Source organism: Kitasatospora sp. Xyl93, from assembly GCF_055383135.1.
On the sequence record NZ_AP029185.1, the window covers coordinates 3,795,574 to 3,809,802 of the forward strand.

17 protein-coding genes and 1 tRNA gene are annotated in these 14,229 nt (G+C 73.3%); 16 read left to right on the forward strand and 2 right to left on the reverse strand.

The window, feature by feature from the left end:
• Positions 1-31: 31 nt before the first annotated feature.
• The 16 genes from ACZ5GH_RS16890 to ACZ5GH_RS16965 all read left to right on the forward strand — a co-directional run bounded on the left by ACZ5GH_RS16890 (position 32) and on the right by ACZ5GH_RS16965 (position 13,339).
• Entirely contained in the window at positions 32-1,534 is a 1,503-nt protein-coding gene (locus tag ACZ5GH_RS16890; protein ID WP_464334627.1) for a DUF2637 domain-containing protein, read from the forward strand.
• Positions 1,531-1,890 carry a hypothetical protein gene (locus tag ACZ5GH_RS16895; protein ID WP_464334628.1) on the forward strand — a complete coding sequence of 120 codons (360 nt, stop codon included), beginning with the start codon at positions 1,531-1,533 and terminating at the stop codon, positions 1,888-1,890. Before ACZ5GH_RS16890 ends, ACZ5GH_RS16895 begins: the two co-directional genes overlap by 4 nt.
• A gap of 2 nt (positions 1,891-1,892) precedes the next feature.
• Positions 1,893-2,267 (forward strand): RRQRL motif-containing zinc-binding protein, encoded by a 375-nt coding sequence (locus ACZ5GH_RS16900; protein ID WP_464334629.1) that lies wholly within the window; start codon positions 1,893-1,895, stop codon positions 2,265-2,267.
• 17 nt (positions 2,268-2,284) lie between these two features.
• Complete coding sequence (locus ACZ5GH_RS16905) at positions 2,285-2,494, forward strand: hypothetical protein (protein WP_464334630.1); 210 nt, start codon at positions 2,285-2,287, stop codon at positions 2,492-2,494.
• Positions 2,495-2,511: 17 nt separating this feature from the next.
• Positions 2,512-2,940 carry a hypothetical protein gene (locus ACZ5GH_RS16910; RefSeq protein ID WP_464334631.1) on the forward strand — a complete coding sequence of 143 codons (429 nt, stop codon included), beginning with the start codon at positions 2,512-2,514 and terminating at the stop codon, positions 2,938-2,940.
• Positions 2,941-2,958: 18 nt separating this feature from the next.
• Positions 2,959-3,501, forward strand: coding sequence for a hypothetical protein (locus ACZ5GH_RS16915; RefSeq protein WP_464334632.1), 543 nt, complete (start codon positions 2,959-2,961; stop codon positions 3,499-3,501).
• A 22-nt stretch (positions 3,502-3,523) separates the two neighbouring features.
• Positions 3,524-4,144: a plasmid transfer protein TraA gene (gene traA, locus ACZ5GH_RS16920; protein ID WP_464334633.1), complete on the forward strand. Its 621-nt coding sequence runs from the start codon at positions 3,524-3,526 to the stop codon at positions 4,142-4,144.
• 138 nt (positions 4,145-4,282) lie between these two features.
• Positions 4,283-6,346: a plasmid transfer protein TraB gene (gene traB / locus ACZ5GH_RS16925; protein WP_464334634.1), complete on the forward strand. Its 2,064-nt coding sequence runs from the start codon at positions 4,283-4,285 to the stop codon at positions 6,344-6,346.
• 243 nt (positions 6,347-6,589) lie between these two features.
• A complete protein-coding gene (locus ACZ5GH_RS16930) occupies positions 6,590-6,781 on the forward strand; it encodes a hypothetical protein (protein WP_279095459.1) in 192 nt (63 codons plus the stop codon).
• Between the two features lie 32 nt (positions 6,782-6,813).
• Positions 6,814-7,254 carry a hypothetical protein gene (locus tag ACZ5GH_RS16935; RefSeq protein ID WP_464334635.1) on the forward strand — a complete coding sequence of 147 codons (441 nt, stop codon included), beginning with the start codon at positions 6,814-6,816 and terminating at the stop codon, positions 7,252-7,254.
• A 14-nt stretch (positions 7,255-7,268) separates the two neighbouring features.
• The gene (locus ACZ5GH_RS16940) at positions 7,269-7,403 is read left to right on the forward strand and encodes a hypothetical protein (RefSeq protein ID WP_464334636.1); all 135 of its coding nucleotides are present in this window, start codon (positions 7,269-7,271) and stop codon (positions 7,401-7,403) included.
• Positions 7,404-7,587: 184 nt separating this feature from the next.
• Positions 7,588-8,586: a DNA cytosine methyltransferase gene (locus ACZ5GH_RS16945; RefSeq protein WP_464334637.1), complete on the forward strand. Its 999-nt coding sequence runs from the start codon at positions 7,588-7,590 to the stop codon at positions 8,584-8,586.
• Between the two features lie 167 nt (positions 8,587-8,753).
• Positions 8,754-9,689 (forward strand): bifunctional DNA primase/polymerase, encoded by a 936-nt coding sequence (locus ACZ5GH_RS16950; RefSeq protein WP_464334638.1) that lies wholly within the window; start codon positions 8,754-8,756, stop codon positions 9,687-9,689.
• Positions 9,690-9,759: 70 nt separating this feature from the next.
• A complete protein-coding gene (locus ACZ5GH_RS16955) occupies positions 9,760-11,322 on the forward strand; it encodes a YfjI family protein (RefSeq protein WP_464334639.1) in 1,563 nt (520 codons plus the stop codon).
• 362 nt (positions 11,323-11,684) lie between these two features.
• The gene (locus ACZ5GH_RS16960; protein WP_464334640.1) at positions 11,685-11,879 is read left to right on the forward strand and encodes a helix-turn-helix domain-containing protein; all 195 of its coding nucleotides are present in this window, start codon (positions 11,685-11,687) and stop codon (positions 11,877-11,879) included.
• A gap of 101 nt (positions 11,880-11,980) precedes the next feature.
• Positions 11,981-13,339 (forward strand): tyrosine-type recombinase/integrase, encoded by a 1,359-nt coding sequence (locus tag ACZ5GH_RS16965; RefSeq protein ID WP_464336838.1) that lies wholly within the window; start codon positions 11,981-11,983, stop codon positions 13,337-13,339.
• Positions 13,340-13,386: 47 nt separating this feature from the next.
• Here ACZ5GH_RS16965 and ACZ5GH_RS16970 read toward each other — a convergent pair.
• Positions 13,387-13,460, reverse strand: a tRNA-Thr gene (locus ACZ5GH_RS16970).
• Between the two features lie 81 nt (positions 13,461-13,541).
• Entirely contained in the window at positions 13,542-14,192 is a 651-nt protein-coding gene (gene leuE, locus ACZ5GH_RS16975) for a leucine efflux protein LeuE (RefSeq protein WP_401105721.1), read from the reverse strand.
• Positions 14,193-14,229: the final 37 nt, after the last annotated feature.

Consider the following 14,229-nt stretch of genomic DNA (forward strand, 5'->3'; position numbering starts at 1 on the left):
AACCGCGCGGGACAGTGCCTCGGGTGCGCTGATGCTGGGTCTGACGATCCTGGCTGCGGTCGGCGGCGCGGTGCTCGCCGGCATCGGGTTCAGCGGTTCCTACTCGGCGCTGCGGGACCTCGGTTTCAGGCACGGGTTCGGGGACTTCAGCTACGCGTTCCCGGTCGGTGTGGACGCCGGGATCGTGGCCCTGCTGGCGATGGATCTGCACCTGATCCGCAAGGGCACCCCGTGGCCGATGCTCCGCCTGTTGGCCCACGGTTTCACCGCCGCGACGATCTACTTCAACGCCGCCTCCGCCGGGCCGCTGCTGAAGAACCCGACCGGCACGGCGATGCACGCCGTGATCCCGATCATGTTCGTCGCGGTGGTGGAGGCCGGGCGCCGCCTGGTCATCCGCATCACCCGGATCGAGGCCGGCCACCAGCACGACGGGGTGCCGCTGCACCGCTGGCTGCTCGCCCCGTGGCCGTCCTTCCGGATGTACCGGCGGATGCGCCTGAACGGCATCGCCTCCTACGACCGGGCGGTCGAGCTGGAGCGCGAACGGCTCGTCTACCGGGTGATGCTGGAGCGCGAGTACGGCGGCGACTGGCGCAAGGCACCCGCTGACCAGCGACTCCCGCTCACGATGGAGCGCTTTGGGCTGTCCGTGGACGAGGCGCTGGCCCTGCCCATGGAGGCCGAGGAGAGCGCCCGGCTGCGGGCCGACCGGCAGGCCGCGTTCGAGGCCGAGGTCACCGCCCGCGCCGAGGCCCGGGACGCCGACGCCCGGATCTCCAGCCTGCGCACGGCGGGCCGGGTCGAGGCGGCCGGGTACGAGGTCGGCGCCGAGACCGCCGCCGCCCGGGCGCAGGCGCAGGCCCGGACGCTGGCCGCCGGCCGGGAGGCCGAGGCCGCCGAACGGCTCGACCAGGCCGAGGAGGAGCTGAAGGCCGCCGCCGCCGAGCAGGAGGCCGCCGAGGCTCGCCGACGCGCCGCTGAAACCGACCGCACCGCCGCTGAAACGGAACAGGTCGCCGCTGAAACGCGGCGCCGTGCCGCTGAAACGGACCGCGAGGCGGCGGCTGTCGAGCGGGCCCGGGCCGAGGACGAGCAGGCCGCGCAGGCCGCCCGTCTGAGCGCGGCTGAAACGGCCAAGGCCGCCGCTGAAACGGAGGAGGCCGCCGCTGAAGCGGGCCGCCGCGCGGCTGAAGCCGAGCGCGACACGGCCGCCGCCAAGCGCGCCCAGGCGGACACCGAAGAGGCCACCGAAGCGGCCCGGCTGCGTGCCGCTGAAGCCCGCCACCGCGCGGCTGAAGTCGAGCTGCACGCGGTTGAAGCGGAGGACGAGGCGAAGCTGACGCCCTCCGCCCGGGCCACCCGCCGCGTCGCCCGGATGATCCTCGCCGATGGCGCCGGCAACCCGGACGCCGTCGATCTCCAGACCATCGCCGAGACGCTCGGGGTCTCCCTCGCCACCGCCTCCGGGCGGCGGGCCGAGGCCGCCGAACTGCTCGCCTCCGGCTACAACCCCGGAAGGACCCTCGCGTGATCACCACCACCGAGACCACCCCCGCCGCCGGCAACCAGATCAACGCCGCCGGCGCCCTGCTCGCCATCCTCACCACCCACCATGCCCTGCCCTCCCCGGCCGTTGAGCTGCGGGAGGTGGCTGTCTCCGGCCCGGGCTGCTGGGAGTGGGGCGTGCGCATCGCCCTGCACAACGACCTCGCCGCGTTCGAGCAGTGGCGCACCGCCCTCGGCCTGGACCCGGCCGCCGTCGACCACAAGCACCGTCGCGGCACCACCCTGGCCTGGCTCATCGTCCCCGGCCTGCTGCACGGCGTCCCGGTCGAGCTGGTCGGCTACTACACGCTGCCCGAGCCCGCCGACGCCCCCGGGGAGTAGCCATGGGCCGCCCCCGTCACTGGGACCCCGAGGGTGCCCGCCACGGCGGAACGCCCACCTATCCGTGGCGCATGGCCCCGGTGGGCTACTTCACCCGCCGTCAGCTCCGCGCCAAGGGCCTGCGCCCCGGCGGGCAGGACGTCGCCGCTCAGATCATGTGGCGCTCCCGCTTCGGCGGCACCCGCCCCGCCTACCTCTACCGGCTCGACCGGGCCAAGCCCGTGCGGCCGATGACCCCCGCGAAGGCCGCCGCGCTCGCCAAGGCGAACGCCGCCCGCCGCACCTGCCCCACCTGCGGGCGGGACGCCGGCTACGTCCTCCCCGCGCACCTCGGCACCTGCCTGACCTGCGCCGACCACACCGCCCTCGCAGCTTGAACTCCAGGGAGACCGCCATGAACACCGACCACATCCCGGCCCCGCCGCCGGAGTTCGCCCAGACCCGCGTCATCGACGTCTTCCCGCTCCACGGCTTCACCTGCGCCCACACCAGCAACGACGACGGCACCGCCCACTGGTGGCACCTGTTCACCACCGCCGGCCGCTCGCTCGGCTCCACCAACCGCCCGGAGCTGCTCGGCTCCCTCATCCAGCAGACCCGCTGACCATGAACGGAGCCAGCATGACCAGCGTCCGCGCGGTCCGCTTCGCCGCCGCCTACGCCCTGCTGCGGTCGGCGGCGGACGTGGCGGACCACTGGGTCCAGTCGGACCACCAGGCCACCACCAAGGGACAGAGCGGGGCGGCCGGTCGCCGGGCCTGCGCGACGCACGTCGCCTCCTACACCGCCGTTCAGGCCGGCGTGCTGCTCGGCGGCGCCCGGCTGCTGGGCCTGCGGCTGCGGCCCGCCCCGGTCGCCGCCGCGCTCGCCCTCTCGGCGACCACGCACTACGTCGCCGACCGGCGCGAGCCCCTGCACAAGCTGGCCGACGCCACCGGCAAGGGGCGGTTCGTGCGCCTCGCCGACCACGGCATGAACGGCGCCTACGCGCTGGACCAGGCGTGGCACCACGCCTTCGAGACGGCCGCCGCCGTCATCGCTTCCATCTGACCGCCTCGGAGGTCCGCCATGGCCCGCATCCGCACCACCAAGTTGCAGATACCCGCTCAGCGCGGCCGGCGGGGAGCGCCCGCCGCGCACGTGGTCAACCTCGGCCGGGGCACCGCCCCGGTCGTCCTCGTCGTCCCGCAACAGCCCTCCCTCGCCGGGCGGTTGGCGCTCGCGACCGGTCGCGCCCTGTGGCGTCGGCGGGTCGCGTGGGCGCCCACCTGGTTCGGGATCGGCGTCTTCGCGGCGGCCGGCGTGCTGTCCGTCGCCGGGACGCCCATCGCGCTCGTCTTCGCCGTCCCGGCTGTGCTGCTGCCGGGCGGGTGGACGCTGATCGTCCACCGGCACCCGCGTTCCGCCGTGCGGCGCAAGGCCCGCGCCCGCACCCGGGCCGTCGCCGCCTGGTCGGCCGGCCTCGCCTGGTCGGCGCTCGCGGTCTGGTTCGGCCCGACGAACGGCCTGCTCGCCCTGCTGTGGCTGGTCGGCACCGCCACCGCCCAGACGCTCTGGTGGCGGACCCGCCGCACGCTCGCCACCACCCCGCTCGACGCCCCGCAGTCCTGAACTCCCCTTGGAGGCAGCACAGATGAGCACCCCCCCCGGCAACCCGAGCAGCCCCTTCCCGCCCCCGCGCCGCTCCGGCAACGGCGGCGGCGCGGGCGGCGGCAAGACCCCGCCGCCGAACGGCGGCAACTCCCGCACCCGCGTCGGCCCGAGCTACCACTTCAACTACACCCGCAACACGACCGGCGGCGGTGGCGGGGCCGCGTACGGCGGCCGGGGCCCCGGTGGTCCGGGTCCGGCGGCGGGCGGGATCGGCCAGCCGTCCGGCGGCCGGGGCGCGGGCGGCGGGTCCGCCTACTCCCCGCTCGGCGACCCGGAGTTCTTCACCAACGCCGACGTGCGCAACTACTGCGAGCAGGGCCGCTCCGCCATGTCCCGGGTCTCCTTCGACCTGGCCATGGCCTACGAGCTGCTGAACGCCGTGCTCAAGGAGGTCCCCGACGCGGACGGCCGCCCGTTCGGCTCCCTGACCCGCGCCCGCCGGGTGGCCAAGCACCTCAAGAAGGCCGCCGACGACGCGAAGGACTGCGCCGCCGAGATCGCCCGCACCTACGCCGCGTTCCAGCGCGAGTACGACCCCGAGATCTCCCGCGTGGCCCAGCCCCGCCGTCAGCCCCACCGCAAGTTCGAGTTCGGCGGCTGACCCGTCCCTGATCCCCGGCCGGGGCAGGGCGCGCACAGCCCTCACCCCCATCCGGTCGGGTGAGCTGTGCCGCGCGCTGCCCCGGGCCGGGCCCTCTCCCAGCTTCCCCACTTCCCACGCTGCCCAGGGAGGCCGCCCGTGCGCCGCCACCAGCCCCAGACCCTCGCCCACCTCGACACCGGCCAGACCGGCTACCTGCACCTCGACCCCAACCAGCACGCCGGCGGCGTCGGCGAGTACCTGCTCCACCGCATGAAGCCCTACCTGCCACCGTGGATCGTCGCCGCCGGAACCGGCATCCTCTCTCTCCCGGCGAACCTGATGTGGGACGAGTCCGCCGCCGCTGCGGTCGGGCTCACCCTTGCCTCGCTCGGCCTCACCGTCGCCACCTGGTGGGCGGGCAAGCCCACCAGCCAGCAGCGCCGCCTCCACTCCGCCATCACCGTCGCCGCCGGGACGTCCTGGTTCACCGCCGCAGCCCTCGCCGGACCCGCCGCCGGGCCCCTACCCAGCCTCTACCTGATAGGGGGATCGGCACTCGCCGCAACCTGGAACATCCGCCAGTTGCTGCGGGTCAACCCCGAGGGCGCCGGCGAGGGCGCGGACAAGGGGCTGCTGGAGAAGGTCGGGCTGGCCAAGACCATGGTCACCTCGGCCACGGTGCAGCCGAACAAGGCGACGTTCGGCCTCCAGCTCCCCGGCGGCGAACTGACCCCGGACGACGTGTCCAAGGCCCTGCCCAAGCTCGCCAGCGCGCTGCGGGTCGCCAAGAACGCCGTGCGGATGACCCCGGACGCCGACGACTCGTCCAAGGCCGTGCTCACCGTGGTGCCCAACGACCTGCTCAAGGCCGGCGCCCCCTACCCGGGCCCGTCCTACCCGGGCGGCTCCATCGCCGACCCGGTCCACGTCGGGATCTACGAGGACGGCGCCGACATGGCGATGTTCTTCCCCGGCGACCCCGAGGCTGGCCGCAACGCCATGCACCTGCTCGGCATGGGAATGACCGGCAGCGGCAAGTCCGAGGGATGCATCACCGCGCTGGACGAGGTCATCACCCGCCGCGACGTGATCGTGTGGGCGTCCGACCCCGCCAAGGCGGAGCAGACCCTCGGCCCGCTGCTGCCCGCGATCGACTGGGCCGCGCTCGACATCAAGTCCACCAAGGCCATGGTCAACGCGCTGAAGGCCGTGATCCCGGCCCGCACGTCCTGGCTGGCCAAGTACGGCTACAAGCAGTGGGTCCCCGCCTGCGCCGGGGTCCAAGCCGACGGCTCCCCGGGCATGCCCTACCTGATCGCCTGGTTCGAGGAGGCCGCCAAGACCCTGCGGGAGATCGATGAGGACGCCCTGACCGGCATCGCCCAGGAAGCCCGCTCCGCCGGGATCTCCCTGGTCGTCTCGCTCCAGCGCGCTTCCGGTGCCCAGATGAGCACCGACACCCGCGCCTCCCTCGGCTCGTCCTGGGTGTTCGGCCTGCGCGACGACCGCGACGCCATGTTCGCGCTGCCCGACGAGGCCATGGACGCCGGCGCCTCCCCGCAGGCATGGAAGGACAAGCGCCCCGGCTACTGCTACCTGACCGCGAACGGCATCCCGGAGACGTTCTGGGCCACTCCGGGCCGCGCCTACCTCACCCCGGTCGACGCCATCACGCGCAACGTCGTCGAGTTCGCCGACGTCCGCGCCGAGTGCGACCCGGTCACCGCCGCAGCCGCCGCCAAGGCCGCCGGCCCCGCCTTCACCCAGCGCACCCGCTACCCCCTCCCCGCCCTGCCCACGGCCGACGACGGCCGGGACGGCGACGAGGACGGCGGCATCTACGAGGAGAACGCCCCGGTGGACTTCGACTACGACCTGACCACCGACGAGGACGGCGAGGACGACGGGTGGATCGACCCGGACGCCGAACTCCCGCCCGTTGAGCGGGTGGTGGAGATCGCCCCGCCCGAGGTCCCGCCGCGCACCCGGGTCGGCACGAACGAGGCCCGGAAGATCATGGCCGAACTGCTGGCCCAGTTCGCGGCCGAGGGCCGCACCGAGATCGCCCCGGCCGACTTCATGGAGCACTGCGACCGCTTCCGCCGCTCCCGCGGCTGGGTGTCCGGACAGGTCTCCGAGATGGTCGACGCCGGCCGCCTGCGGGAGACCGACGAGGCCGGCCGCTACGAGATCGTCCCACTCGACCGGGCCGCCGCCTGAACCACCGCCCGGACCGTTCCTGACGGCCCTGACGCGTCTGACGCGTCTGACGGCTCTGACGCCGAACGGGCCGATTTCCCCAGGTAACGCGTGCGCGCGAGGGGCTTCTGACGCGTCTGACGCCCCGTTTCTGACGCCTCTGACGCGCCTGACGCCCCTCGCTCGCCGTGGCCTGACACCCCCTCCGCCACCGCTCGACTACGCCCCGGGGCAGCCCCGGGGCGCCCGGAAGGACCCTCCGCCGTGATCGTCACCGTCTCCTCCGCCCTGCTGTTCGCGATCATCACCGTCGTCCTCGTCCGCTCCCAGCGCGTCAGCGCCGGAAGCGCCGTCCTCATCTGGCTGTCCGGCTTCACCATCGCCGGCACCGGCCTCGCCGGACCCGTCAACAGCGCCCTCGACTCCATCGCCCACTACGTCGCCACCCTCCACTGAGACCGCCCCAACTCGCCGACTGGAGAAGCACCGTGGACCACACCGCCAACCCGCAGCCGCCGTTCGCCGCCCCGGTGCTCTACACCCAGGACGGCACCCCCTACTACGCCAACCAGCCCGCTCCGGCCCCGATCGCCCTCTACCACCCGACCGCCCCGCTCCTGGCTCCTGTCCACCAGCCCAGCCCGGCCCTCTCCTACCTGCCCGTCCCGCACACCTCCGCCCCCGCGCCGGTCCCCGTTCCGGTGAGGGACCCGTGGCCCGCCCGCCTGCTCGCCGGTGGCATCGGCGTCGGCGCCGGCGGCCTCGGCCTCGGCTTCCTGCTCCAGACCCTCGCCGCCGCCACCACCGGTCTCGGCCTGCTCGTCGGCGCACTCGGCGTCCTCTACCTGCTCAAGAACGGCGGCGGGGGCGGCCGGGGTGGGCAGGGCGCCGTGAACGTGAGCGTCAACGTCACCAACCGCAACCGCTGACCTTGGAGAACCCCGTGTCCTACTGCGACGAGTGCGCGTCCGAGTACTGCACTGGCCACTGGCTGTGCGAGGAGTGCGAGGACGACGTCTGCCCCGAGTGCTCCGGCTGTTCCTGCCCTGACGCGTACTGCGAGGGCCCGCACCACTGACCGGCCCGTGCCGACCGGCCGTGCTACCCGGACTACCGCCGCCCCAACCGGCGGCCGGGTCCGGGTGGCGCGGGGGACGGACGGACCGCTCCCACACAGCACGACGCCCCACAGCTATCGGGACTTCTTGGCAGAGAGCCGGTGGCTGCGGGGCCGTGCGTCCCTCCAACGAGACGGGATCAGCATGCCCTCTCCCTTGCAGACCACACCACCCGCCCGGTACCGGGCCGTCGACCTGTTCGCCGGTGTCGGCGGACTCGACCTCCCCGCCCGCGAGTTGGGTGTTCACGTGACCGGGATCGAGTGGAGCCCGGACGCGTGCGCCACCCGCCGAGCGGCCGGATTGACCACGATCGAGGACGACGTACGCCGCTACGGCCCCGGCGACTTCCCCGACGCCGAACTGCTGCTCGGCGGCCCGCCGTGCCAGCCGTTCTCCGCCGCCGGCACCGGCGCCGGTCGCCGCGCGCTCGGCGATATCGTCGCCCTCGCCCACCGGCTCTCCGAGCGACAGACCGTCGCCCGCCACGGCCACACCCCGGTGGACGACCTGATCCGGCTCGTCCTGGAACCCCTGCGGTGGGCCCTGGACGCCACGGACGCCGGACGGCCCTTCGGGGCGGTCGTCCTGGAGCAGGTCCCCGCCGTCCTGCCCGTCTGGCAGACCTACGCCGCGATCCTGCGGGCCGAGGGCTACAGCGCCGTCGCGGGCACCGTGCGGGCCGAGCAGCACGGCGTCCCGCAGACCCGCAGGCGAGCCGTCCTCATCGCCCGTCGCACCGGCACCGCCGCCCTGCCTGCGCCCACCCACCGGGCCTACGCCAAGGGCGTGCTCCGCACGGCAGGTGATCCGGGCCTGCTGCCGTGGACGGCCATGAGCGACGTTCTGCCCGAGCGCGGCCGGTTCACGGTCGTCTCCAACTACGGCACCGGCGGCGACCCCAAGGCCCGAGGACGGCGTGGCAGCAACGAGCCGTCCGCGACCATCACCGGGAAGATCAGCCGCGTCCGCGTGCTCGCCGACGACGGCACCGAGTCCCGGTTCACCTGGTCCGAGGCGGGCGCCCTCCAGTCGTTCCCCGTCGATCACCCGTGGTCCGGGCGGGACATCGGCCAGCAGATCGGCAACGCCGTCCCGCCCCGACTCGGCGCCGTCCTGCTCTCCGCCGCCCTCGGCGGCTAGGCCCGCCGTGTCCGCCGTCCTGGACTGGCGCGACGCCTCCCACTTCGACCGCACCGGCCCGCGTCCCTGCCGCTGGTGCCGCCGCCCCACCCCGCTTCGCGACGAGCAGCGCAGGCCCTCACACAAGGTCTGCGCCGAGCAGCACGCCGCCGAACTGGAAGGACCCGATGAACAGCAACCCGCAGATGACGGCCGCGCTCGCGGCGGCCGAACGGGGACGGCGAGTGTTCCCGCTGGCCCCCGACTCGAAGTACCCGGCGCTGCACAGCAAGGAGGACTGCCCCGGCACCGGGCCGTGTGAGGGCGGGCACCTCGGGTGGGAGCACCGCGCCACCACCGACCCCGGCGTGATCCGCCGGGCCTGGCAGGTGGCCCCGTACAACATCGGCCTCGCCTGCGGGCCCTCCGGCCTGCTGGTGGTCGACCTGGACACGCCCAAGCACCGCCGCGACACCCCGCCCGCCCGCTGGGCCGAGCAGGGCATCACGGACGGCCGGGACGTGTTCGCCGCGCTGTGCGAGCAGCACGACCAGCCGTGGCCGCAGACGTACGAGGTCCGCACCGGCCGGGGCGGCGCCCACCTGTACTTCGCTGCCCCGGCGGGCGTGGTCCTGCGCAACACCTGCGGGGAGAAGGGCAACGGGCTCGGCTGGAAGGTCGACACCCGGGCCCACGGCGGCTACGTCGTCGCCCCCGGCAGCATCGTCAACCGCCGCCCCTACACCGTCGTCAACGACACCGACCCGATCCCGCTCCCCGAATGGCTGCTCGGCCTGCTCACCCCCAAGCCCGCCCCGGCCCTCGTGGTGGACGCGAGCGCGGTGCGGGCCCGGATCGGGCGCCTCGGCCCGTACGTGGACACCGCCGTCGCGCGGGAGACAGCCAAGGTCCGGGAGATGCGCGAGGGCGGGCGCAACGACCGGCTGTTCGCCTCCGCCGCCGCCCTCGGCCGCCTCGTCGGCTCCGGCGCGCTGCCCGGGGCGGACGCCACCGACGCCCTCCTGAGCGCGGGCCTGGAGGCCGGTCTCGGGGAGGCGGAGTGCAGGCGCACGATCGCCAACGGCCTCGCCCGGGGCGCCGGTACGGTGGGGCGTGCCGCATGAGCAACCGTCACCCGTCCTGCGCCAAGGAAAAGCGCTTCTCCTCGGGGCATCGCCCGAGGCGGTGGGCCGAGTGAACGCCCCCGCCGCGCCGTCCGAGTCGCTGTTCACCGAGGGCTGGGAGGACACCGCCCCGCCCGGGATCGACCCGGGCCCGCCCGGGTGGGAGGACCCGATCCCCCTCGGCGAGGCCCGCACCCTGCCCGCATTCCCCTCCGACGCCCTGCCCAAGTGGCTCGGCGCCATGGTCGACGCCGTCGCGGAGGAGACGCAGACCCCGGCCGACCTCGCCGGAAGCCTGGCGCTGGCGGTGCTGGCCGCCGCCGGCGGCGGGCGGGCCGTGGTGGTCGTGCGCGGCAGGTGGCGTGAGCCGGTGAACCTCTACGTCGTCGTCGCCCTGCCCCCGGCCAACCGCAAGAGCGCCGTCTTCGCGGCCATGACCCGCCCGCTCGTGAAGGTGGAACGGGCCCTGGTCGAGCAGAGCGCGAGCGCGATCGTGGAGGCCAACACCACCGCCAGCCTCGCCCGCGCCGCCGCCGACAAGGCCGCCGCCAAGGCCGCCACCGCGAGCGAGGACGAGCGCGAGGAGCTGAACCGCCTCGCGCTCGACCTGGCCCACACCGCCTCGGAGATCACCGTCCCGGCCGAACCGCAGCTCATCGCCGACGACGGCACCCCCGCCGCCATCACCAGCCTCCTCGCCGAGCAGGGCGGGCGCCTGGCCGTCATGTCCGCCGAGGGCGGCATCTTCGACACCATCGCCGGCCGCTACTCCGGCGGCACCGCAGACATGGAGGTCTTCCTCAAGGGCCACGCCGGGGACCTGCTCAAGGTCAACCGGCAGTCCCGCGACAAGCAGTACATCGACAACCCCGCCCTGACCATGGCCCTCGCCGTCCAGCCCTGCGTGCTGGAGGACATCGGCCGCAACCGCCAGTTCGACGGCCGGGGCCTGCTCGCCCGCTTCCTGTACTCCATGCCCGAATCCCTCGTCGGCCGACGCAAGACCCTGCCCGACCTGATCCCCGACGAGGTCACGGACGAGTACGAGAAGCGCGTGGCCGCGCTCACCCTCGCCATGGCCGACTGGACCGACCCGGCTGTCCTCACCACCACCCCCGAGGCCGGGGCCGCGCTCGTCGCCTTCCAGGACCACATCGAACCGCGCCTGGCCCCATGCGGCGCCCTCGGCCACATCAGCGAGTGGGCCGGCAAGCTCGTCGGCGCCACCGTGCGCATCGCCGGCCTGCTCCACCTCGCCGAGCACGGCGGCGACGCCTACAAGCACCCCATCACCGCCGACACCGTCGAACGCGCGATCCGCCTGGGCGAGTACTTCACCGTCCACGCCCTGAACGTCTTCGAGGCCATGGGCGCGGACAAGGCCCTCGCCGGCGCCCGCACCGTCCTCAAGCACCTCACCGCCTACCCGACCCCGTCGTTCTCCCGGCGCGACCTCATGGCCAAGCTCTCCCGCGCCGAGTTCCCCACCGTCACCGTCCTGGAGACCGCCCTCGGCCTGCTCGAAGAACACGGCTGGCTCCGCCACGAACCGGCACCTCTGCGCGAACCCGGCACCCGGGGCCGCCCGCCCGCCCCCCGGTACGCCACCCACCCGCAGCTCCACCCCAACTGATCCACGGCACAAGGCCGCCCGCAGAATCCACAAAATCCACGAAACCGCCCACCACCCGCCCTGACCAGCACCAACGCCCAGCGCACCCGCCCGCCACACAAACCAACCGGAATTCCACAAAAACCCAGGCGTACCCACCCTCGGGCCGCCGCCGGAACCCACCCCGGCGGCGGCCCGAGGCACGTCCGCCTATTTCTGCGGAATAAGTGCGGACTTCTGTGGAGAACCCCGCCCAACCACATCACCGCAGTTCAGACACCACGCAGAGGGTTTCTGTGTATTCCGTGGTTTCCGTGGCACCCCGCACCCTGGCCCGCCCTCCACCACGCGGACCGCCGCCCCTTCGCCAAGGAGTAGCCGCAGTGACCGTCACCACGATTCGCCCGGTTCTACTGACCGCCGAGGAAGCCGCGAAGATGCTCCGAATCGGACGCTCGACGCTCTACCAGCTCCTGGCGGAGAAGGAGTTGACGTCCATCAAGATCGGGCGCTCCCGCCGTATCCGGCCCGCCGACATCGAGGCATACATCGAGCGCCAGGCCGCCAACGCCGCCTGACCCACAACAACCGCCTGTCGAGGGCATCCAGCAGCACGCCGGGTGCCCTCGGCCCTTTTCAGGAGCACCACTTGAGCGAGCGTAAGTCCCGCATGCCCAACATGGAGTCGACCATCTACCAGGGCGCGGACGGCCGTTGGCACGGCCGCGTGACCATGGGCGTGAAGGCGGACGGCAGCCCCGACCGACGCCACCGAAGCGCCAAGACCGAGCCCGAAGTCCGGCGCAAGGTCAAGAAGTTGGAGGCCGATCGCGACGCAGGACAGGTGGCGGCGGCCGGCCGGGCGCCGACGGTCGAGCAGTGGATGACCACCTACCTGACCACCATCGCGAACCAGCGGCTGAAGCCGCGCAGCCTGGACGACTACTGGTCGAAGACCCGGAACCACATCATCCCGGGCATCGGCAAGCACCGGCTGGACCGGTTGCTGCCGGAGCACCTGGACGAGCTGTACGGGCAGATGCGCGCCGAGGGCCGGGCCGGATCGCACATCCTCAAGGTGCACCGGATCATCTCCCGCGCGCTGAAGATCGCCCACCGCCGGGGGAAGGTCGCCCGCAACGTCGCCACGTTGGTGGACTCCCCCACGGTGGAGGAGACGGACGCGAACCCGTTCACCCAGGACGAGGCCCGCCGTTTCCTGGTCGCCGCAATGAAGCGCCCGACCTGGGTCCGGTGGGTGGTCGGCGTTGGGCAGGGCCTGCGCCAGGGCGAGGCGCTGGGCCTGCGCTGGAAGTATGTCGACGAGGAAGCCGGGCAGATGGACACGTCCTGGCAGCTCCAGCGGCTGAAGTGGCGCCATGGGTGCGACGACCCGCACGCGTGCGGCGAGCGGCTGCACCGGGACGCGTGCGAGCCCGGGTGCGCCAAGCACCGCCGCTACACACGTGGGTGCCCAAAGCCCTGCCCTCCGAAGTGCGACCGGCACGCCAGTACCTGCCCGAAGCGACACGGCGGCGGCCTCGCCTTCACCCGCCCGAAGACCAAGGGCAGCCGCCGCACGACCCCCTTGCTCCCGCCGCTGATCCCGCTCCTCCGCGAGCAGCGCCAGCAGCAGGAGGAGTGGAAGGCGGCGGCCGGCGAGGAGTGGCAGGACTACGGCCTCGTGACCTGCCGTCCCGACGGGCAGCCGATCGATCCTCACGCCGACTGGGAGGAGTTCAAGGAGCTGCTGGCCGAGGCCGGGATCGAGGACCGGCGCCAGCACGACGGCAGCCGGCACTCCGCCGGGACGATCCTCAACGAGCTGGGGGTGGACCCGTTCACCATCATGGAGATCCTCGGCCACTCGCAGATCAGCATGACCCGCCGCTACGTCAAGACGACCACCCCGACGACCCGCGAGGCGGCCCGAAGGATGGGCAACGCGCTCTGGCCCCAACCGGCCGGAAGTGAGACCACAACTGAGACCACGAACACGCGAGCGGCCCGCGCCCGGCGCCGCCGACGCATGATGTAGACGACAAAAGGCCCGGTCAGAGTACTGACCGGGCCTTTTGGTTTCTGAGCCGCCTGCGGGATTCGAACCCGCGACCTACGCATTACGAGTGCGTTGCTCTGGCCAACTGAGCTAAGGCGGCACCGCTGCCATGTGTGGTGGCAACGCGGGCCAGTCTACACAGGTTCGCGGGTGATCCGTAACGGGGTGGTGGGGGCGGTGGTCAGGCGGAGGAGACGGCGAGTTTGGCGGCGAAGCCGGCGAAGAGGACGGCGACGCCGCTGGTGAGGGTGGCGGAGAGGCGCTTGCGGCGGCGGAAGGCGGTGGCGAGGGTGGTGCCCGCGAAGATCAGGAGGGAGAGGTAGAGGAAGCTGAAGGTCTGGAGGATGCCGCCGAGGAGGGCGAAGGACAGGGCGGGCTGACCGTAGGAGGGGTCGACGAACTGGGTGAAGAAGGAGAGCAGGAAGAGGATCGCCTTCGGGTTGAGCAGGCTGATCACCAGGGCGCGGCGGAAGGGGTTCTCGGTGGATTCGGCGGCCGCTTCGGCGGTGGGGTCGGCCGCGGCGCGGCGTTCGCGCCAGAGCTGGCGGGCGGCGCGGAGCATGCCGTAGCCGATCCAGAGCAGGTAGGCGGCGCCGCCGAACTTGACCACCGCGAAGACCGCCGGGTTGGCCTTGAGCAGGGAGGCCGCGCCCAGCGAGGTGAGGCTGATCAGGGTGAGGTCGCCGATGAAGACGCCGGCCGCCGCCCGGTAGCCGGTGCGGATGCCCTTGCGGGCCGCGACGGACAGGACGTACAGGGAGTTGGGGCCGGGCAGCAGGATGATGACGAGGGCGCCGAGGACGTACGTCGCCAGGTCGTTGACTCCGAGCACGATGCGCTCCGGTGCAGGGGAGGGTGGCAGGGGGCGC

Coding starts and splice junctions, on each gene's coding strand:
- ACZ5GH_RS16890 (WP_464334627.1), top strand. CDS start 32: ATGCTGGGTCTGACGATCCTGGCTGCGGTCGGCGGCGCGGTGCTCGCC.
- ACZ5GH_RS16900 (WP_464334629.1), top strand. CDS start 1,893: ATGGGCCGCCCCCGTCACTGGGACCCCGAGGGTGCCCGCCACGGCGGA.
- ACZ5GH_RS16905 (WP_464334630.1), top strand. CDS start 2,285: ATGAACACCGACCACATCCCGGCCCCGCCGCCGGAGTTCGCCCAGACC.
- ACZ5GH_RS16910 (WP_464334631.1), top strand. CDS start 2,512: ATGACCAGCGTCCGCGCGGTCCGCTTCGCCGCCGCCTACGCCCTGCTG.
- ACZ5GH_RS16915 (WP_464334632.1), top strand. CDS start 2,959: ATGGCCCGCATCCGCACCACCAAGTTGCAGATACCCGCTCAGCGCGGC.
- traA (WP_464334633.1), top strand. CDS start 3,524: ATGAGCACCCCCCCCGGCAACCCGAGCAGCCCCTTCCCGCCCCCGCGC.
- ACZ5GH_RS16945 (WP_464334637.1), top strand. CDS start 7,588: ATGCCCTCTCCCTTGCAGACCACACCACCCGCCCGGTACCGGGCCGTC.
- ACZ5GH_RS16950 (WP_464334638.1), top strand. CDS start 8,754: ATGAACAGCAACCCGCAGATGACGGCCGCGCTCGCGGCGGCCGAACGG.
- ACZ5GH_RS16965 (WP_464336838.1), top strand. CDS start 11,981: ATGGAGTCGACCATCTACCAGGGCGCGGACGGCCGTTGGCACGGCCGC.